The organism is Streptomyces olivaceus, assembly GCF_000721235.1.
GTDB lineage: Bacteria > Actinomycetota > Actinomycetes > Streptomycetales > Streptomycetaceae > Streptomyces > Streptomyces olivaceus.
The window spans coordinates 1-18,186 of sequence record NZ_JOFH01000041.1; the positions used below are offsets into that span (position 1 = coordinate 1).

16 protein-coding genes, 1 tRNA gene and 1 pseudogene are annotated in these 18,186 nt (G+C 73.3%); 15 read left to right on the forward strand and 3 right to left on the reverse strand.

Annotation, left to right across the window (positions count from 1 at the left end; genetic code table 11):
• From IG94_RS42150 to IG94_RS0132750, 8 genes and pseudogenes are all read left to right on the forward strand, one after another.
• Positions 1–125: pseudogene (locus tag IG94_RS42150) on the forward strand (UTP--glucose-1-phosphate uridylyltransferase); the annotation flags it as partial.
• Positions 122–1,471, forward strand: a complete 1,350-nt coding sequence (gene glp / locus IG94_RS0132720; protein ID WP_031045772.1) for a molybdotransferase-like divisome protein Glp — start codon at positions 122–124, stop codon at positions 1,469–1,471. The pseudogene IG94_RS42150 and the gene glp, both read left to right, overlap by 4 nt.
• 86 nt (positions 1,472–1,557) lie before the next feature.
• Positions 1,558–2,142: a cyclic pyranopterin monophosphate synthase MoaC gene (moaC, locus tag IG94_RS0132725; RefSeq protein ID WP_224310171.1), complete on the forward strand. Its 585-nt coding sequence runs from the start codon at positions 1,558–1,560 to the stop codon at positions 2,140–2,142.
• A complete protein-coding gene (locus tag IG94_RS0132730; protein ID WP_031045776.1) occupies positions 2,139–2,678 on the forward strand; it encodes a MogA/MoaB family molybdenum cofactor biosynthesis protein in 540 nt (179 codons plus the stop codon). The genes moaC and IG94_RS0132730 overlap by 4 nt, the downstream gene beginning before the upstream one ends.
• Complete coding sequence (locus IG94_RS0132735; protein ID WP_031045779.1) at positions 2,675–3,310, forward strand: GNAT family N-acetyltransferase; 636 nt, start codon at positions 2,675–2,677, stop codon at positions 3,308–3,310. The genes IG94_RS0132730 and IG94_RS0132735 overlap by 4 nt, the downstream gene beginning before the upstream one ends.
• A gap of 173 nt (positions 3,311–3,483) precedes the next feature.
• On the forward strand, positions 3,484–4,779 hold the full coding sequence (locus tag IG94_RS0132740) for a gephyrin-like molybdotransferase receptor GlpR (RefSeq protein ID WP_031045782.1): 1,296 nt from the start codon (positions 3,484–3,486) through the stop codon (positions 4,777–4,779).
• A gap of 84 nt (positions 4,780–4,863) precedes the next feature.
• Positions 4,864–4,937, forward strand: a tRNA-Ala gene (locus IG94_RS0132745).
• 159 nt (positions 4,938–5,096) lie between these two features.
• On the forward strand, positions 5,097–5,375 hold the full coding sequence (locus tag IG94_RS0132750; protein WP_031045786.1) for a hypothetical protein: 279 nt from the start codon (positions 5,097–5,099) through the stop codon (positions 5,373–5,375).
• A 9-nt stretch (positions 5,376–5,384) separates the two neighbouring features.
• Here IG94_RS0132750 and IG94_RS0132755 read toward each other — a convergent pair whose 3' ends face one another.
• Positions 5,385–5,870 (reverse strand): GNAT family N-acetyltransferase, encoded by a 486-nt coding sequence (locus IG94_RS0132755; RefSeq protein WP_031045789.1) that lies wholly within the window; start codon positions 5,868–5,870, stop codon positions 5,385–5,387.
• Between the two features lie 79 nt (positions 5,871–5,949).
• Between IG94_RS0132755 and IG94_RS0132760 the strand changes: the two genes are divergently transcribed.
• Positions 5,950–6,753: an exodeoxyribonuclease III gene (locus IG94_RS0132760; RefSeq protein WP_031045792.1), complete on the forward strand. Its 804-nt coding sequence runs from the start codon at positions 5,950–5,952 to the stop codon at positions 6,751–6,753.
• A gap of 3 nt (positions 6,754–6,756) precedes the next feature.
• On the opposite strand, the gene IG94_RS0132765 is transcribed toward IG94_RS0132760, so the two are convergent.
• Positions 6,757–7,437: a MerR family transcriptional regulator gene (locus IG94_RS0132765; RefSeq protein WP_031045795.1), complete on the reverse strand. Its 681-nt coding sequence runs from the start codon at positions 7,435–7,437 to the stop codon at positions 6,757–6,759.
• A gap of 133 nt (positions 7,438–7,570) precedes the next feature.
• Between IG94_RS0132765 and IG94_RS0132770 the strand changes: the two genes are divergently transcribed.
• The 4 genes from IG94_RS0132770 (at position 7,571) to IG94_RS0132785 (ending at position 11,313) form a co-directional block, all read left to right on the forward strand.
• Entirely contained in the window at positions 7,571–9,106 is a 1,536-nt protein-coding gene (locus IG94_RS0132770) for a flavin-containing monooxygenase (RefSeq protein WP_031045798.1), read from the forward strand.
• Complete coding sequence (locus IG94_RS0132775; RefSeq protein WP_078892521.1) at positions 9,103–10,128, forward strand: alpha/beta fold hydrolase; 1,026 nt, start codon at positions 9,103–9,105, stop codon at positions 10,126–10,128. The genes IG94_RS0132770 and IG94_RS0132775 overlap by 4 nt, the downstream gene beginning before the upstream one ends.
• On the forward strand, positions 10,125–11,042 hold the full coding sequence (locus IG94_RS0132780; RefSeq protein ID WP_043485259.1) for an SDR family oxidoreductase: 918 nt from the start codon (positions 10,125–10,127) through the stop codon (positions 11,040–11,042). The genes IG94_RS0132775 and IG94_RS0132780 overlap by 4 nt, the downstream gene beginning before the upstream one ends.
• 88 nt (positions 11,043–11,130) lie before the next feature.
• Positions 11,131–11,313: a hypothetical protein gene (locus IG94_RS0132785; RefSeq protein WP_031045808.1), complete on the forward strand. Its 183-nt coding sequence runs from the start codon at positions 11,131–11,133 to the stop codon at positions 11,311–11,313.
• Positions 11,314–11,455: 142 nt separating this feature from the next.
• Here IG94_RS0132785 and IG94_RS0132790 read toward each other — a convergent pair whose 3' ends face one another.
• Positions 11,456–14,833, reverse strand: a complete 3,378-nt coding sequence (locus IG94_RS0132790) for a S41 family peptidase (RefSeq protein WP_031045810.1) — start codon at positions 14,831–14,833, stop codon at positions 11,456–11,458.
• Between the two features lie 206 nt (positions 14,834–15,039).
• On the opposite strand from IG94_RS0132790, the gene IG94_RS0132795 reads away from it, so the two are divergent.
• A complete protein-coding gene (locus IG94_RS0132795) occupies positions 15,040–15,654 on the forward strand; it encodes a TetR/AcrR family transcriptional regulator (RefSeq protein WP_031045813.1) in 615 nt (204 codons plus the stop codon).
• 173 nt (positions 15,655–15,827) lie between these two features.
• Complete coding sequence (locus tag IG94_RS0132800; RefSeq protein WP_031045816.1) at positions 15,828–18,080, forward strand: MMPL family transporter; 2,253 nt, start codon at positions 15,828–15,830, stop codon at positions 18,078–18,080.
• Positions 18,081–18,186: the final 106 nt, after the last annotated feature.

Here is an 18,186-nt window from a genome sequence, read left to right on the forward strand (position 1 = left end):
ACACCGGCGACCGCGGCGACTACCTGCGTGCCATCGTCCGGCTCGCGTGCGAACGTGAGGACCTGGGCCCGGACTTCCGGACCTGGCTCCAGCGTTACGTAGCCGAGGAGATGCAAGGACGTTGAGCAGCAGCGCGCACCGTGCCACCGGCCACGACCACGCCGGCACGGGCTCCGGTCCGGACCGGCTGTGGTCGGTGCAGGACCACCTGGACGACGTCCTCGCCGCCGTCCGCCCCCTGGACCCCATCGAGCTGAACCTGCTCGACGCCCAGGGCTGCGTCCTGGTCGACGACGTCACGGTGCCGCTCTCCCTGCCGCCCTTCGACAACAGCTCCATGGACGGGTACGCGGTGCGGGTCACCGACGTGGCGGGCGCCAGCGAGGAGTTCCCCGCCGTCCTGGAGGTCGTCGGGGACGTCGCCGCGGGCCAGGCCGACCCGGTCGCCGTGGGCCCCGGCCAGGCCGCCCGCATCATGACCGGCGCCCCGCTCCCGCCCGGCGCCGAGACCGTCGTCCCCGTCGAGTGGACCGACGGCGGGCTGGGCGAGGGCCCCGTGTCCGGGATGCGCGCCCGCAGCCTGGCCCCCGAGGGCGCCCTGGGCCAGGTGCACGTGTACCGCCCGGCCGAGGCCCGCGCCCACGTCCGTGCCAAGGGCAGCGACGTCCGCGCCGGCGACCGCGCCCTGGAGGCCGGTACGGTCCTCGGGCCGCCGCAGATCGGCCTGCTCGCCGCGATCGGCCGCGGCACGGTCCGCGTACGCCCGCGCCCCCGCGTGGTGGTGCTCTCCACCGGCAGCGAACTGGTCCAGCCCGACGAGCAGCTGGCGGCCGGTCAGATCTACGACTCCAACAGCTTCGCCCTCACCGCGGCCGCCCGCGACGCCGGCGCGATCGCCTACCGCGTGGGTGCCGTCGCCGACGACGCCGAGAACCTGCGGGCCACCATCGAGGACCAGCTCGTGCGCGCCGACCTGATGGTCACCACCGGCGGTGTGAGCGTCGGGGCGTACGACGTGGTCAAGGAGGCGCTGGCGCACGTCGGCGACGAGGACGAGGCGGGCAGCGGCGTGGACTTCCGCAAGCTCGCCATGCAGCCCGGCAAGCCCCAGGGCTTCGGCTCCATCGGCCCCGAGCACACCCCGCTGCTCGCCCTGCCGGGCAACCCGGTCTCGTCGTACGTCTCCTTCGAGCTGTTCGTGCGTCCCGCGATCCGCACCCTCATGGGCCTGCCCGACGTGCACCGCCCGACGGTCACCGCGACCCTGGACGCCGACAAGGCGCTCACCTCGCCGAAGGGGCGCCGGCAGTTCCTGCGCGGCACCTACGCGGACGGATCGGTCGCCCCGGTCGGCGGTTCCGGGTCCCACCTGGTGGCCGCGCTCGCGCACGCGGACGCGCTGATCGTCGTCCCCGAGGACACCGAGTCCGTGGAGCCGGGCGCCGAGGTCGAGGTGGTCCTGCTCGGCTGACCGGGGCCGGTTGGCGGTACCGTGTCGCGCACAGCAGGCCCGCGCGCCGCACCGCGCCGGGCCAGGACCGGGAGCGCCACACGAGCATGAGTACGCAGGACCGACCCCCGCACGACGGCCAGCACCCGCACGAAAGCCAGGACCCGCAAGACGGCCGGGACCCGCACGACGGCCGAGGCCCGCAGGACGGCCGGGGCCCGCAGGACCGGCTGACGCACATCGACGAGGCGGGCGCCGCCCGGATGGTCGACGTGTCCGGCAAGGACGTGACCGCGCGCACCGCCCGCGCCAGTGGACGCGTCCTCGTCGCGCCCCGGGTGATCGAGCTGCTGCGCGGCGAGGGCGTGCCCAAGGGCGACGCCCTGGCCACGGCCCGGATCGCGGGCATCATGGGCGCCAAACGCACCCCCGACCTGATCCCCTTGTGCCACCCGTTGTCGGTGTCCGGTGTGAAACTGGACCTGTCGGTCGCGGACGACGCCGTGGAGATCACCGCCACGGTGAAGACGACGGATCGCACGGGCGTCGAGATGGAGGCGCTCACCGCGGTCTCCGTCGCCGCGCTCACCGTGGTCGACATGGTCAAGGCGGTCGACAAGGGAGCGGTCATCACGGACGTACGGGTGGAACAGAAGACGGGCGGCAAGTCCGGCGAGTGGAACCGGTCATGACGACGGACCGGCCCGCCCCCGACACCGCCCGCGCGTCGTACCGCGCCCTGGTCGTCACGGCCTCCAACCGGGCCGCCGCCGGTGTCTACGAGGACAAGGGCGGCCCGCTGATCGCCGAGGGCCTGCGCCGCTTCGGCTTCGCCGTCGACGGCCCGCAGGTCGTCCCCGACGGCGACCCCGTCGAGGCCGCCCTGCGCGCGGGCGCCGACGCGGGGTACGACGTGATCGTCACCACCGGCGGCACCGGCGTCTCGCCCACCGACCGCACCCCCGAGGCGACCCGGGCGGTGATCGACTACGAGGTCCCGGGCATCGCGGAGGCCATCCGGGCGTACGGCCGGGACAAGGTGCCGACCGCGGTGCTCTCCAGGGGACTGGCGGGAGTGGCGGGGAGGACGCTGATCGTCAACCTGCCGGGCTCCTCCGGCGGGGTGAAGGACGGCCTCGCCGTGCTGGAGCCGCTGCTGAGGCACGCCGTGGACCAGCTCCGCGGGGGCGACCACCCGAGACCCGCCAGTGGTGGGGGTGCGAGCTGAACAGCCCATCCTGGCCCGCCGAGCTGAGGGACGGCGGCATCGTCCTGAGGCCGATAAGGCTGCGCGACCAGCGGGCCTGGCGGGAGGTCAACCGGCGCAACCGCGACTGGCTCCGCCCGTGGGAGGCCACCATCCCGCCGCCCGGACCCGGCGGACCGATCACGAGCCGGCCGACCTACCGCCAGATGGTGCGCCACCTGCGGTCGGAGGCGCACGCGGGCCGGATGCTGCCGTTCGTCATCGAGTACCAGGGGCGCCTGGTGGGCCAGTTGACGGTGGCCGGCATCACCTGGGGCTCGATGTGCTCGGGACATGTCGGGTACTGGGTGGACGAGGCGGTCGCCGGGCGCGGGGTGATGCCGACGAGCGTGGCGCTGGCCGTGGACCACTGTTTCCGCACCGTCGGACTGCACCGCGTCGAGGTCTGCATTCGCCCCGAGAACGCGCCCAGCCGCCGGGTCGTGGAGAAACTCGGATTCCGTGAGGAGGGCCTCAGGCCGCGTTATCTCCACATCGACGGGGCCTGGCGCGACCATCTCGTCTTCGCGCTCACCGCGGACGAGGTCCCCGAGGGCCTGCTGCGCCGCTGGCACCGGTCACGGAACCGCAGCACGCCGAACGCCGGGAATTGAATAAACGTTCGAAATTGACCGGACCGCGACCGTCTCGAAACGGATAATTACGCGTTCCAGGTGATCGGCTGATCGGATCAGTCACAAGAAAAGTTCGAAATATCAGCCAGATCGTGCGACACACCGGCTCAATTGGCGGATGGCCTCATGCAAACCCCTCTACCGTGTGAGGCGTGAGCAGCAGCGGCCTCATCTACGCAGTCATCGTCGGGGCCTGGGCCGCCTACTTGGTGCCGATGTGGCTCCGTAGGCAGGACGAGCTGAACGAAGCCCGTCCCACGGAACGCTTCAGTACCGCCATCCGGCTGCTGTCCGGACGGGCGGGCATGGAGCGCCGGTACGCCAAGGACCTGCGGTCGCGCCCCGCCGACGAGGCGGAGCCCGACGCCGACGCCCCGGACGCCGCCACCGACTCGGTGGACGTCCGGGCCTTCGCCGTGTCCCGGACCCGACGGCACCCCCGGCCGGCCGCCCCGCAGCACACCGCGGAGCGGCCCGAAACCGCGCGCCCGGAGCCGGGCGGCCCGCAGGACGGCCGCAGATCCGCGCCCGCCCCGGCAGCCGGCCGCCCCGCCGTGTCCTCCCCGGTCCCCGCCCCGGCCCCGGCACGCGAACGGGAGCGGGAACCGGAGCGGGAGCGGGTCCCGCAGGCCCGGCGCGCACCCGTGTCACCGGCGGCGGCCGCGGCACGGGCCCGGCGCACCAAGGTCCTCGCCCGCCGCCGGCGGACGACCGTGATGCTGTTCCTGGCGTTCACGCTCGGCTCGGTCGTCGCCGCGGTCGGCGGTCTCGCGTTCCTGTGGGCGCCCGGCGTGCCCGCCGTCCTGCTCAGTGCCTACATCGCCTACCTGCGCGCACAGGAGCGCCACCGGTTCGCCTTCCACATGGACCGCCGGCAGGCCGAGGTCGCCGCACAGCGCCTGCGCTCCCGCGATCCCCGGCCGCGCAGGCGGGCGCCCGCCGACCCCACCGCTGCCGTCGGCGACCCCGACGCCGAGGAACCGGACGACGGCCCCGAAGCGGAGCCCGACGCCGGACTCTCCGCCCTCGCCGCCGACCGGCGTGCCCTGGTCGAGCAGACCGACCACGCCGAGTGGGTCGACCAGCAGCGCGAACGCCGCGGACGCCCGCAGGGCGACAGCTGGGACCCGGTCCCGGTGCCGCTGCCCACCTACGTGACCGCGCCGGTAGCCCCCCGCGCCACGCCCGACGTCGACCTCGCGGCGCCCGACGCCTGGAGCTCGGCCCGCTCCAGCCCCGTCGTCCCGGGCCAGGACGCCGCCGGCCCGGCCGCTCCCGCGCCGGAGCACGCCGCCGACCCGGCCGCCCCCGCCGAGGACCGCGCGGAGACGCCGGCCCGCAGCGACGCCCGCCGCGCCGCCTCCGCCCGCCGGGCCCGGGAGAGGGGCCGTACCCCCCTCTTCGACCAGTACGAGGACGGCGACCGCCCCCGCGCGGCCAACGAGTAGTTCCCACCGGGGCCGCCTCCGGAGCGGCCCCGGAAGTGATTTTTGAGCAGGCCCGCCGGGGTGCTAAAGTTTCACTCGTTGCAAGGGCCTGTGGCGCAGTCCGGTAGCGCACCTCGTTCGCATCGAGGGGGCCAGGGGTTCGAATCCCCTCAGGTCCACGCACATTGTCGAAGGTCCCGTCCGCTCGTGACGAGCGGACGGGACCTTCGTCGTTCCCCGTCCGTCCGCAGCAGCCAAGTGCCGTTGGAAGCCCGCGGGCTCGGCGGGGAGCTTCGGTGTCGTCCTCCCTGATCCGCTAACGGCACGTCGCCCTGTGCATGTTCGAGGGCGAATTCCTCCCGGACACGGCCTACGAGGTGAGCGAGCCGGTCGCGGTCAGGACCGCCGGCTTCGCGCTCGGCGACGTCTTCGCCTACGGCTTCGACGCCGTCGGCGCCGGGGAGACCGACGCGCTGCGGGCGGGCGCCGACTACCGCGAGGGCGACTCGGGCCGCGCGCTCGCCCTCAAGCCGGCCGAGGGCGGCGAGTACAGCAAGTACGCCGAGATCGACCTGCCGCTGCAGAGCAGCGGCGTCGCCGGGCAGACGGGAATGTGACGACAGACCCTACGGGACCTGGAGCGCCTTCGCGTAGCAGAGGCTGTCGGCGTGGAAGCGGTAGTAGCCGAACTTGCCGCACGGCTCGTAGCCGCTGGAGGTGTACAGGGCCACGGCCTCCGGCTGCTTGGTGCCGGTCTCCAGCACCATCCGGGTCCGGCCCGCGGCTCGGGCGTCGTCCTCCAGGGCGGCCAGGATGCGGCGGGCCAGCCCGCGGCCGCGCACCTGCGCTATGACGAACATCCGCTTGAGTTCGGCGTCCCCGTCGAGGTTCCCCTCGTCATTGGCGTCCTGGCGGCGCCAGCCGCCCGAGGCGACCGGGACGTCGTTCTCGTCGTACGCGATCAGGTACAGGCCGTTCGGCGGCGCGAAGTCCGACGGGTCCAGCTGCGTGGCGTCGCCGCCGTCGCCGTAGCGGACGTCGTACTCGGCCTGGACCTCGTCGCTGAGCTTCACGGCGTCGGGGTGGTCGAAGGGGACCCGGCGGATGTGCATGCTACCTACCGTTGATCGATGCGGGGCCCGGGATCGGGGCAGATCGGGGCACCGTCCAGTGTGCCGGTATCGTGCCGGGATGTTCACCGTGACCTCCGTCAATGTCAACGGCCTGCGCGCCGCCGCGAAGAAGGGCTTCGTGGAGTGGCTCGCCGGCACTTCCGCCGACGTGCTGTGCCTCCAGGAGGTCCGGGCCGAACCCGGCCAGCTCCCCGAGCACGTGCGCGCCCCCGAGGGCTGGCACGTCACGCACGCTCCCGCCGCCGCCAAGGGCCGCGCCGGCGTCTCCCTCTACACCCGCCGCGAGCCCGACGCCGTACGCGTCGGCTTCGGCTCGGCGGAGTTCGACACCAGCGGCCGCTACGTCGAGGCCGACCTGCCCGGTGTGACGGTCGCCTCCCTCTACCTCCCCTCCGGCGAGGTCGGCACCGAGCGCCAGGAGGAGAAGGTCCGCTTCATGGGCGAGTTCCTCGCCCACCTCAAGGGCCTGCGCGAGCGCGCCGCCGCCGAGGGGCGCGAGGTCGTCGTCTGCGGCGACTGGAACATCGCCCACCGCGAGGCCGACCTGAAGAACTGGCGGGCCAACAAGAAGAACTCCGGGTTCCTGCCGGAGGAGCGGGAGTGGCTGGGCCGCGTCCTCGACCCGGCCGAGGGCGGCTACGTGGACGTGGTGCGGGCGCTGCACCCGGACGTCGAGGGACCGTACTCGTGGTGGTCGTACCGGGGGCGGGCCTTCGACAACGACGCGGGCTGGCGCATCGACTACCACGTGTCGACCCCGGGGCTGGCCGCCAGGGCCGTCAAGGGGCACGTCGAGCGGGCCGCCACGCACGCCGAGCGCTGGTCGGACCACGCGCCGGTCACGGTGGTCTACGACCGCTGACGCTCACCAGGGGTCCGGGTCCGGGTCCGGGTCGGGTCCGGGTCGGCCTTTTCGTATCCGGCGGTCCAGGGCCAGGGAGAGTTCCGCCTCCACCACGCTGCGGGCGAGCGGGCGCAGGCGGGACAGCTCCTGTTCGGGGGCGTGGCGCAGGATCAGGTCGGCGAAGAGGCCGGCGAGGACGTCGGCGTGTTCGCGGACGCGGGCGCCGGCCCGGAGGACCTCGGCCAGCGGGATGCCCTCGCGGACCAGTGCGGAGGACACCTCAAGGAGGCGGTGGCTGATGTGGACGAAGTCGTCGCCGTCGGTGCCGAGATAGCCCAGCTCCATCGCGGCGGCCAGGTTCTCCGGGGTGACCTCGCCCTCGAAGCGGGCGGCGAGTTCCTCGGGGGTGAGGCGGACCGGGGTCTCCTCGGTGGGCTCGCCGAGGCCGAGCAGGTCGCCGACGTCGCGGCCGTGGTCGAAGGCGTCGGCCAGTTCCGCGATGCCGTTCAGGGTGTGGCCGCGCTCGAGCAGCGCGGCGATCGTGCGCAGGCGGGCCAGGTGGTGGTCGTCGTACCAGGCGATGCGGCCCTCGCGGCGGGGCGGCGGGATCAGCTTGCGTTCGCGGTAGAAGCGCACGGTGCGCACTGTGATGCCGGCCAGCCGGGCCAGTTCCTCCATGCGGTATTCGCGCTTCTCGGTCACGTCCACGACCCTATGGCGTACCGCCGGTAACTTTCTTCCGCCCGCCCCCTACCCACGAGTACGCGACTGCTCTACGCTCCCATTGCGCCAGTGTTCACTGGCGTAGTTCTAGGTGACGCGTGGAGGCTCCGGGATGGCCGAGCACGAGCAGGTTCACGAGCACGTACGGGTGGCGGTGATCGGGTCCGGTTTCGGCGGGCTGGGGGCCGCCGTGCGGCTGCGGCGCGAAGGGATCACCGACTTCGTCGTCCTGGAGCGGTCGGGGAGCGTCGGAGGGACCTGGCGCGACAACAGCTACCCCGGCTGCGCCTGCGACGTGCCGTCCCACCTGTACTCCTTCTCCTTCGCGCCCAACCCCGAGTGGCCGCGCACCTTCTCCGGGCAGGAGCACATCCGCGCCTACCTGGAGCACGTCGCCGACACCTTCGGGCTCCGCCCCCACCTCCGCTTCGACTCGGAGGTCACGCGGATGGCCTGGGACACCGAGCAGCTGCGGTGGGAGATCGAGACCGTGCGCGGCACGCTCACCGCCGACGTCGTCGTCTCCGCGACCGGGCCGCTGTCCGACCCCAAGGTCCCGGACATCCCGGGACTCGACTCCTTCCCCGGCAAGGTCTTCCACTCGGCCCGCTGGGACCACGAGTACGACCTCACCGGCAAGCGCGTCGCCATGATCGGCACCGGCGCCTCCGCCATCCAGATCGTGCCGTCCATCCAGCCGAAGGTGGACCGGCTCACGCTCTTCCAGCGCACCCCGGCCTGGGTGATGCCCCGCATGGACCGGGCCATCAGCGGCGCCGAACGGGCCCTGCACCGGGCGCTGCCCGTCACCACCAGGCTCCGCCGCGGGCTGCTGTGGGGCATCCGGGAACTCCAGGTGCAGGCCTTCACCAAGCACCCCGACGAGCTGGGCTTCGTCGAGCGGATCGCCAAGCGCAACATGGGTGCCGCGGTCAAGGACCCGGCCCTGCGCGCCAAGCTCACCCCCGACTACCGCATCGGCTGCAAGCGGATCCTGCTGTCGAGCACCTACTACCCGGCGCTCGCCAGGCCCAACGTGGACGTGGTCGCCGCCGGGCTCAGCGAGGTGCGCGGGTCGACCCTCGTCGCCGCCGACGGCACCGAGGCCGAGGCCGACGCGATCGTCTTCGGCACCGGCTTCCACGTCACCGACATGCCCATCGCCGAGCGCGTCGTGGGCGCGGACGGACGGACGCTGGCCGAGACCTGGAAGGGCGGCATGGAGGCGCTGCGCGGCGGTACCGCGGCCGGCTTCCCCAACTTCATGACCGTCATCGGGCCCAACACCGGCCTCGGGAACTCGTCCATGATCCTGATGATCGAGTCCCAGCTGAACTACATGGCGGACTACCTGCGCCAGTTGAACGTCCTCGGCGGCCGTACCGCCCTCGACCCCCGCCCCGCCGCCGTGCGCGACTGGAACCACCGGGTGCAGGAGCGCATGAAGCGCACGGTGTGGAACACCGGCGGCTGCACCAGCTGGTACCTGGACGCGAGCGGCCGCAACACCACCGTCTGGCCCGGCACGACCGCCGAGTTCCGGCGTGCGACGCGCCGCGTGGACCTCGCGGAGTACGAGGTGCTGCGCCCCGCCCCCGACCGGGCCCCGGCGAAGGCCGCCGGCGTGGATGCCGAGGTGGGCGCGTGAGCCGCCTGCCGCACGTCGCCGACGGGCCGTACGCCCCGCCCGTCCCCGCCCACGAGCTGACCGTCACCTCCGCCGACGGCGCCCGCCTCCACGTCGAGGTGCACGGCCCGGAGAACGCGCCCGCCGTCGTCCTCTCGCACGGCTGGTGCTGCTCCACCGCCTTCTGGGCGGCGCAGATCCGCGAACTGGCCGCCGACCACCGGGTCGTCGCCTACGACCAGCGCGGCCACGGCCGCAGCCCGGCCAACCCGGCGTACGGCACCGAGCCGCTCGCCGACGACCTCGAAGCCGTCCTGAAGGCCACGCTCGCGCCGGGCGAGCAGGCCGTGATCGCCGGGCACTCCATGGGCGGCATGACGCTGATGGCCGCCGCCACCCGCCCCGCGGTGCGCGAGCACGCGGCGGCCGTCCTGCTGTGCAGCACCGGCAGCGCGCGGCTGGTGCCGTCGGCCACCGTGGTGCCGCTGCGCGAGGGCCGGGTGCGCACCTGGCTGACCCGGCGCATACTCGGCTCCCGGGCGCCGCTCGGGCCGGTCACGCCGGCCGCCCGCCGGATCCTCAAGTACGGGACGATGGGCCCCGGTTCGGCACCGGACATGGTCGAGGCCTGCGCCCGCATCGTGCACGCCTGCCCGCGCCGGGTGCGGTACGGCTGGTCGCACGTGCTCGACCTGCTCGACCTCGACCACGGCGTACGAGAGTTGCGGATGCCGGTGGAGGTCGTCGTCGGCACGGCGGACCGGCTGACGCCGCCCGTGCACGCCCGCGCGCTGGCCGCCGCGCTGCCCGACTGCGTGGGCCTCACCGAACTCCCGGGCCTCGGCCACATGACGCCCGTCGAGGCGCCCGATCTGGTCACCGGGAAGATACGGGCCCTCGCCGCCGCCCACATGCCCGGCGCGCGCGACGAGCGCTCCGCCTGCACTGCCGCACCCACCGCCGCATCCATCGGCGTACAGACCGCCGCCGCACAGACCGCCCCCGTACAGACCGCCGCCGTACAGACCGAGGAGAGCGCATGAGCAGGGTGAGCCTTCAGGGCCGGGTCGCCGTCGTCACCGGAGCCGCCCGCGGCGTCGGGGAGTTGCTGGCCCGCAAGCTGTCCGCACGCGGGGTGAAGGTGGCGCTGGTCGGCCTGGAGCCCGACGAACTGAAGCAGGTCGCCGCCCGGTTGCACGGCGAGGGCGAGTACTGGCACGCCGACGTCACCGACCCCGAGGCGATGGCCCGGGTGGCGGTGGAGGTCAAGGAGCGCTTCGGCCGGATCGACATCGTCGTCGCCAACGCGGGTGTCGCCACCGGCGGCCCCTTCGTCGACTCCGACCCGGAGTCCTGGCGGCGGGTGATCGAGGTCAACCTGATCGGCTCGGCGGTGACCGCCCGCGCCTTCCTGCCCGCGCTCCTGGAGACCCGCGGCTACCTGCTCCAGATAGCCAGCCTCGCCGCCCTCACCCCCGCGCCGATGATGTCCGCGTACTGCGCCTCCAAGTCCGGCGTCGAGGCGTACGCGCACAGCCTGCGCGGCGAGGTCGGCCACCGGGGCGTCAAGGTCGGCGTCGGCTACCTGTCCTGGACCGACACCGACATGGTGCGCGGCGCCGACCAGGACGACGTGATGCGCGAGTTGCGGCAGCGGCTGCCCTGGCCGACCAACAAGACCTATCCGCTGGGCCCGGCGGTCGAGCGGCTCGTGGACGGCATCGAACGCCGCTCCGCGCACGTCTACGGGCAGTGGTGGCTGCGCGGCATGCAGAGCGTGCGCGGCTACCTGCCGGCCATCATCGGTACCGGCGGCCAGCGCGAGATGCGGCGCTTCGGCGACCGGCTCGACGGCCGGCGGATCGGCCTCGTCGGCGCGGGCGGAGCCGCTGACGAACAGGGCCGGAAGGACGCCGGCGCACAGGGCCGGAAGGGCACGGCTACGGTCCGTAAGTGATCGACATGCGCAGGGTCACCGCTCGTGTGAATCTGATCGAGCGCCCGGCCGATCCGGTCGGGCCCGATCACCACAGGAGTGAACCCACATGGGTATCAAGGACCAGTTCCAGGACAAGGCCGAGCGCATGCAGCAGCAGGGCAAGCAGCGTGCCGAGCAGGCCAAGGACCAGCTCCAGAACCGCGACCGCCGCCGCGACGAGGACGAGACGGACCCCTCCTCGCGCCGCCGGGACGCGGAGGACCGGCTCGACGAGAGCTTCGACGCCTGACGCGTCGCGGTCGAGGTGAGAGGGCGCCCCCCCGTCGTACGGGTGGGCGCCCTTTCGCGTCCCTTTCGCGTGCCTTCCGTGGGGCCGTGGGGTCGTGGGGTCGCGGGGTCGCGGGACCGTGCGGCCGTGCGGCCGGGCCGGCTCACCGCTCCCGGGGCGGCAGCGGCGGGCGGGACCGGTCCGGTACGCCGGTGTAACCGGGCGGCGTGGCGGGCGGGTTGGCCGCCAGCAGCTCCAACGCCAGCCGCACCGCCTCGTCCAGCACGGTGTAGCGACCCTCGGCCCAGTCCAGCGGGGTGCGCAGGGCCTCGACGTCGGGGGCGACGCCGTAGTTCTCCACGGACCAGCCGTAGGCGTCGAACCAGGCCGCGTTCATCGGCACCGTGATCACCGTGCCGTCGCCCAGGACGTGCCGCCCGGTCATGCCGACCACCCCGCCCCAGGTGCGCTGCCCGACGACCGGGCCGAGCCGCAGCAGCTTGAACGCGGCCGTGATCATGTCGCCGTCGGAGGAGGTCGCCTCGTCGGCGACGGCGACGACCGGCCCGCGCGGCGCGTTGGAGGCGTACGACACCGGCTGGGCGTCGCGGGTGAGGTCCCAGCCGAGGATCGTGCGGGTCAGCTTCTCGACCACGAGTTCGCTGATGTGGCCGCCCGCGTTGCCCCGCACGTCCACGATGAGCGCGGGCCGGGACACCTCCATGCGCAGGTCGCGGTTGAACTGCGCCCAGCCCGAACCGCCCATGTCGGGGATGTGCAGGTAGCCGCACCGCCCGTCGCTCAACTCCCTGACCACCTCGCGGCGTTTGGCCACCCAGTCCTGGTAGCGCAGGGGGCGCTCGTCGGTCAGCGGGACGACGGCGACCCGGCGCGACGGTCCGGGACCGCCCTCCGCCGGCGCGAAGGTCAGCTCCACCGTCGTACCGCCCGCGCCCGCGAGGAGCGGGAACGGCCCCGTCGCCGGATCGACCGGGCGGCCGTCCACGTGGGTCAGTACGGCGCCCTCCCGGATGCCGGTGCCGGCCAGCGGGGAACGGGCCCTGGAGTCGGAGGAGTCGCCCGGCAGGATCCGCCGGACCAGCCAGCTCCCCTCCCGGCAGACGAGGTTGGCGCCGAGCAGGCCCTGCCGTCGTTGGTAGTGCGCCGGGCCCTCGTTGCGCCGGGCGGCGGCGACGTAGGCGTGCGAGGTGCCGAGTTCGCCGAGCACCTCGCGGAGCAGGTCGGCGAAGTCGTCGGGAGAGGCGACGCGTTCGACCAGCGGGCGGTACTGGTCCAGCACGGCGTCCCAGTCGATGCCGCACATGCCGGGGTCCCAGAAGTGGGCGCGAGTCAGCCGGCCCGCCTCCTCGTAGGCCTGGCGCCACTCGGCGGCCGGGTCGGCCTCGTGCAGGATGCGGCGCAGGTCGATCCAGGTGGTGGAGTCGCCGTCCCCGGCCTCGGTCGCCGGTACGGCGCGCAGGTCGCCCTCGTCGAGCACGACCAGGCGGCTGCCGTCGCCGCTGACCCGGAACCAGTCCAGGTGGCCGACCAGTTCGGACTTGCGCGCCTTGGCGAGGTGGAAGTGCTCCAGCGTGGGCTGCTCGCTCGGGTCGGCCGGGTTGGCGAAGGTCTCGCCGAGCGCGCCCGAGATCGGCCAGCGCAGCCAGACCAGGCCGCCGCCCTCGACCGGGCACAGCGTCGAGTACTTGGAGGCGGTGACCGGGAACGGCGTCACCCGGCTGGCCAGCCCCTCGGTCTCCACCGTCACCGCGCCGCCCTCGCCGGACTCGTCCTCCAGGGGGTCCAGGCCCCCGGCGGCGGGACGACCCTCGGGGTTCAGGGCGAAGGGGGAGGGGGTCGCGGAGGAGAGCGGCACCAGGTAGGGGCGGCAGCCCAGCGGGAAGGACAGGTCGCCGGTGTGCACGTCGTACACCGGGTCGAAGCCGCGCCAGGAGAGGAAGGCGAGGTAGCGGCCGTCCCGGGTGAAGACCGGGTTCTCGTCCTCGAAGCGCCCGTCGGTGACGTCGACGACGAGCGGTGCGAGGCCGTTCTGCCCGCCGATCCGGGCCATCTTGATCTGCCGCAGGGTGCGCCCGATGCCCGGGTGCGACCAGGTGAGCCAGGCCCCGTCCGGGGAGAAGGCGAGGTCGCGGACGGGGCCGTTGAGGGAGCGGGTCAGTTCGGTGACGGTGCCTCCGGCGGCGGGGGTGGCGGCAGCAGCGGTGGCGGGGGTGGGCTCGGCGCCGGGGGCCGTCTCCGCCTCCGGGGCGTCCACCGCGTCCAGCACCCGGGCGACCTCCGCGTCCCCCTCCGTCACGTCGAGCAGCAGCAGGCGGCCGTCGTGCGAGGCGACGGCGAGGCGGTCGCCCGTGGGGTCCGAGACCAGCTCCAGGACCCGGCCCAGCCGCCCGGACGCGAGCCGGCGCGCCGCGCGGCCCCCGGTGGCCCGGGGCAGGTGGGCGATCTCGACGGCGTCCTCGCCCTCCGCGTCGCTCACGTACGCGATCCGCCCGCTCTCCCCGAGCATCTCCGGCAGCCGCACCCGTACGCCCGGGGTGTCGGCGATGGTGCGGGCCGGGCCGTCGCGGTGGGTGAGCCAGTACAGGCTGCCGCGGACGACGACGGCGCTCGCCCGGCCCGTCTCGTCGACGGAGACGCCGCCCACGTGCTGGGCCGCGGGCACCTGGTACGTACGCCGTCCCGCGCGCGGCCCGCTCAGCCGGACGTCGAGCCGGCGCGGCGCGGACCCCGGCGCGAGGTCGTCGACGATCCACAGGTCGCCCGCGCACTGGTACACGACGCGGGTGCCGTCGCTCGCGGCGTTGCGGGCGTAGAAGGCGTCGTGGTCGGTGTGGCGGCGCAGGCCGGTGCCGTCGTGGGCGCAGGAGTAGAGGTTGCCGACGCCCTCGTGGTCGGAGAGGAAGGCGATCCGGCCGCCGGTGAACATGGGGGCGGCGAGGTGCCCGCCGAGGTCGGGCAGGAGCTGTTCGCCGTGCAGCCAGAGCCGGCCGGTCGCGCCGCCCCGGTAGCGCTTCCAGGCGGCGGGTTCGTGCGGCGGGGTGCCGTTGAGGAGCAGGGTCCTGCGTTCCCCCTCCAGGTCGGCGACCTGGATGTCGGTGACCGGGCCCCAGGGGAGTCTGCGGCCGGGGTCGCCGTCGGGGGAGACCTTGTGGGCCCAGGTGAGGTGCGAGAAGGGCTCGCCGTGCGAGGCGACGGCCAGGACGGCGGCGGCGCAGTCGGGGCCGGGCGGCGACCAGCCGCAGACCCGGGTGTCGAGTCCGCCCCAGTGGGTGAGCTGCCGTCCCGGTCCGCCGTCCACCGGTACGAGGTGGACCTCCGGCACGAGCGTGCGCCAGCTGGTGTACGCGATGTGGCGGCCGTCGGGCGAGAAGCGCGGGGGGCCGGTCTTGGTGCGGTCGACGGTGAGCCGCCGGGCGCGGCCTGGCTCGTCGAGCGGCGCGATCCAGAGGTCGTCCTCGGCCACGAAGCACAGCTGGTCGCCACTGAGATGGGGAAGGCGCAGATAACTCACCCACCCCATGCTTTTCCGGGCACGGGGCACCGGCAACTCGTGCGGGAGCTTGTGCGGAACCTTGTGCGGCCTTTTATGCCGTGCCGACAACCGTGACCCAGGCCACGTACGAAACAGTTTCGTTTCGCTAGAGGGTGGGGTACATTCTTCCTGTACGAAACGGTGTCGTTCGAGATGGGTGGACGGGGCCGGCGGACCGGAGAGGGGAGAGTGGGATGACCGAGGCAGCCACCGCGCGCCGCAGCCGGATCACTCCCGAGCGCGAGGCCGAGTTGTACGGCGCCGTGCTCGACCTGCTCCGGGAGGTCGGTTACGACGCCCTGACCATGGACGCCGTCGCGGCCCGCACCCGGTCCAGCAAGGCGACGCTCTACCGCCAGTGGGGCGGCAAGCCGGAGCTGGTCGTGAAGGCGGTCCGGCACAACAAACCCGGTGGCTCGATCAGCGACGTCGACACCGGCTCGCTCCGGGGCGACCTGCACGCCCTGGTGATCCGCGAGGACGACTGCACCCTGGAGCAGAACTCCGCGCTGATGCGTGGCGTGGCCATGGCCCTGCACCATCATCCGGACCTGCGTCAGGCCTTCCGGGAGCAGCTGTTCGAACCGGAGCTGGCGGAGGGCCAGAAGGTCCTGCAGCGCGCCATCGACCGGGGAGAGATCGCACCGGACTGTCCGGCGCTGGAGTACGTCGTCCACATGCTGGTCGGCGGTATCGCCACCCGCACGCTGCTGGACGACCAGCCGCCGACGCAGGCCTTCTTCCTGTCCTACATCGACGCCGTGGTCCTCCCCGCCCTCGGCGTCCCCATCACCGACCTGCCCGTCTGACGCGTCGCGACGACGACTCGCTCTGACGCTTTCGTCTCACACATCCGATACGTGTCGTTTACACGTATCAACGACGCGTCCCCGCGCCCAAGCCCCACCTGACGTAACCGCTCACGTCGTCGGGCTGATCACCCCTGCCCTGCACCACCACGACCTGACCGGGAGACGCCCTCGTGGCCACGTTCCTCTACAAACTCGGCCGGCTCGCCTTTCGCCGACGGCATTTCGTCGCCCTGATATGGGTGGCCCTGCTGACGCTCGCCGGCGTCGGCGCGGCCAGCGCCCCGCCCGCCGGCAACTCCTCCTTCTCCATCCCCGGCACGGAGGCCCAGAAGGCCTTCGACCTGCTGGAACAGCGCTTCCCGGGCCAGAGTGCCGACGGGGCGACCGCTCGCGTCGTCTTCAAGGCGCCCTCCGGCGAGAAGATGACCGACGCCGGGAACAGGGCGACCGTCGAGAAGACCGTCGACGACCTGGCGGACGGCTCCGAGGTCGCCTCGGTCGCCGACCCCTACCAGGGCGACGCCGTCAGCAAGGACGGCGCGATCGCCTACGCGTCGGTGAAGTACGACGTCTCCGGCATGGAGCTGGAGGAGTCGACCAAGGACGCCCTGGAGGACGCCGCCCAGCAGGCGCGCGACGCCGGGCTGATCGTCGAGGTCGGCGGTGACGCGCTCCAGGCCGTGCCGGAGACCGGCGCCACCGAGATCATCGGCATCGCGGTCGCCGCCGTCGTCCTGGTCATCACCTTCGGTTCCCTGGTCGCCGCCGGGCTGCCGCTGCTGACCGCGCTGATCGGCGTGGGCATCGGCGTCTCCACGATCACCGCCCTGGCCAGCGCACTCGAACTCGGCTCGACCACCTCTATCCTGGCCATGATGATCGGCCTCGCGGTCGGCATCGACTACGCCCTGTTCATCGTCTCGCGCTACCGCGCGGAACTGGCCGAGGGACGGGAGCGCGAGGAGGCCGCCGGACGGGCGGTCGGCACCGCGGGCTCCGCGGTGGTCTTCGCCGGTCTCACCGTCGTCATCGCCCTCGTCGGCCTCGCGGTCGTCAACATCCCGATGCTCACCAAGATGGGTGTCGCGGCGGCCGGTACCGTCGCCGTCGCCGTCCTGATCGCCCTCACGATGATCCCCGCGCTGCTCGGCTACGCCGGACGCAGGGTCAAGCCCGCCGGCGCGAAGGGGAGGCTGCTCGGCCGCTCCCGCAAGGGCGCGGAGCAGCCGGAGGGCCAGTCGGCAGGCCGGTCGGAGGGGCAGCCCAAGGCCAACCTCGGCACCCGCTGGGCGAGCTTCGTCGTCCGCCGGCCCCTCGCCGTCCTCCTCCTGGGCGTCGTCGGCCTCGGCGTCGCCGCGATCCCCGCCGCCTCCCTGGAGCTGGGCCTGCCCGACGACGGCTCCCAGCCGACGTCCACGACCCAGCGTCGCGCCTACGACCTGCTGTCCGACGGCTTCGGCGCGGGCTTCAACGGTCCGCTGATGGTCGTGGTCGACGGAAAGGGCGCCGCCTCCCCGGACGACGCCTTCACCAGCGTCTCCGACGAGATCAAGGACCTCGACGGCGTCGTGGCGGTGACCCCGCCCGCGCCCAACAAGGCCGGTGACACCGCGACCATCACCGTGATCCCGGACTCCAAGCCGTCCTCCGTCCAGACCGAGGACCTGGTGCACGCCATCCGGGACGCGGGCGGCGACGTCAAGGCGGACACCGGTGCGGAGACGCTGGTCACCGGCTCGACGGCGATGAACATCGACGTCAGCGAGAAGCTGAACGACGCGCTGGTGCCGTACCTGGTGCTGGTCGTCGGCCTGGCCTTCCTCCTCCTCATCGTGGTCTTCCGCTCGATCCTGGTCCCGCTGAAGGCGGCCCTCGGCTTCCTGCTCTCCGTCCTGGCGGCGCTCGGCGCGGTCGTCGCGGTCTTCCAGTGGGGCTGGCTGTCCGGCCTGATGGGCGTCGAGGAGACCGGACCGGTCATGTCGATGATGCCGATCTTCATGGTCGGCGTGGTCTTCGGACTGGCCATGGACTACGAGGTCTTCCTGGTCACCCGCATGCGGGAGGCCTACGTCCACGGCGAGAAGCCCAACCAGGCGGTCGTCACCGGCTTCAAGCACGGCGCCCGGGTCGTCACGGCCGCGGCCGTGATCATGATGGCGGTCTTCGCGGGCTTCATCGGCTCCAGCGAGTCGATGGTCAAGATGATCGGCTTCGGCCTGGCGATCGCCGTCTTCTTCGACGCCTTCGTCGTCCGCATGGCCATCGTGCCGGCGGTCCTCGCCCTGCTCGGCAAGCGGGCCTGGTGGCTGCCCAGGTGGCTGGACCGCGCCCTGCCCAACGTGGACGTCGAGGGCGAGGGGCTGCGCACGGCCGAGGAGCGGCGCTCCGACCCCGACGAGGACCGGGAGCTGGTACGCACCTGAGCGGCCGCCTCTGACAACCAGCCGCCTCTGACAGGAGGACAGCAGACCAGCCGGTGAGGGCTCCGTGGGGACGGGGCTGCCCTCACCGGCTTCCTCCTTTTCCACC

Bases quoted from the DNA above. Each gene is read 5' to 3' on its own strand.
- moaC (WP_224310171.1), top strand. From the start codon at position 1,558: ATGAGTACGCAGGACCGACCCCCGCACGACGGCCAGCACCCGCACGAA.
- IG94_RS0132730 (WP_031045776.1), top strand. From the start codon at position 2,139: ATGACGACGGACCGGCCCGCCCCCGACACCGCCCGCGCGTCGTACCGC.
- IG94_RS0132750 (WP_031045786.1), top strand. From the start codon at position 5,097: ATGTTCGAGGGCGAATTCCTCCCGGACACGGCCTACGAGGTGAGCGAG.
- IG94_RS0132755 (WP_031045789.1), bottom strand. From the start codon at position 5,870: ATGCACATCCGCCGGGTCCCCTTCGACCACCCCGACGCCGTGAAGCTC.
- IG94_RS0132760 (WP_031045792.1), top strand. From the start codon at position 5,950: ATGTTCACCGTGACCTCCGTCAATGTCAACGGCCTGCGCGCCGCCGCG.
- IG94_RS0132770 (WP_031045798.1), top strand. From the start codon at position 7,571: ATGGCCGAGCACGAGCAGGTTCACGAGCACGTACGGGTGGCGGTGATC.
- IG94_RS0132780 (WP_043485259.1), top strand. From the start codon at position 10,125: ATGAGCAGGGTGAGCCTTCAGGGCCGGGTCGCCGTCGTCACCGGAGCC.
- IG94_RS0132785 (WP_031045808.1), top strand. From the start codon at position 11,131: ATGGGTATCAAGGACCAGTTCCAGGACAAGGCCGAGCGCATGCAGCAG.
- IG94_RS0132790 (WP_031045810.1), bottom strand. From the start codon at position 14,833: ATGGGGTGGGTGAGTTATCTGCGCCTTCCCCATCTCAGTGGCGACCAG.
- IG94_RS0132795 (WP_031045813.1), top strand. From the start codon at position 15,040: ATGACCGAGGCAGCCACCGCGCGCCGCAGCCGGATCACTCCCGAGCGC.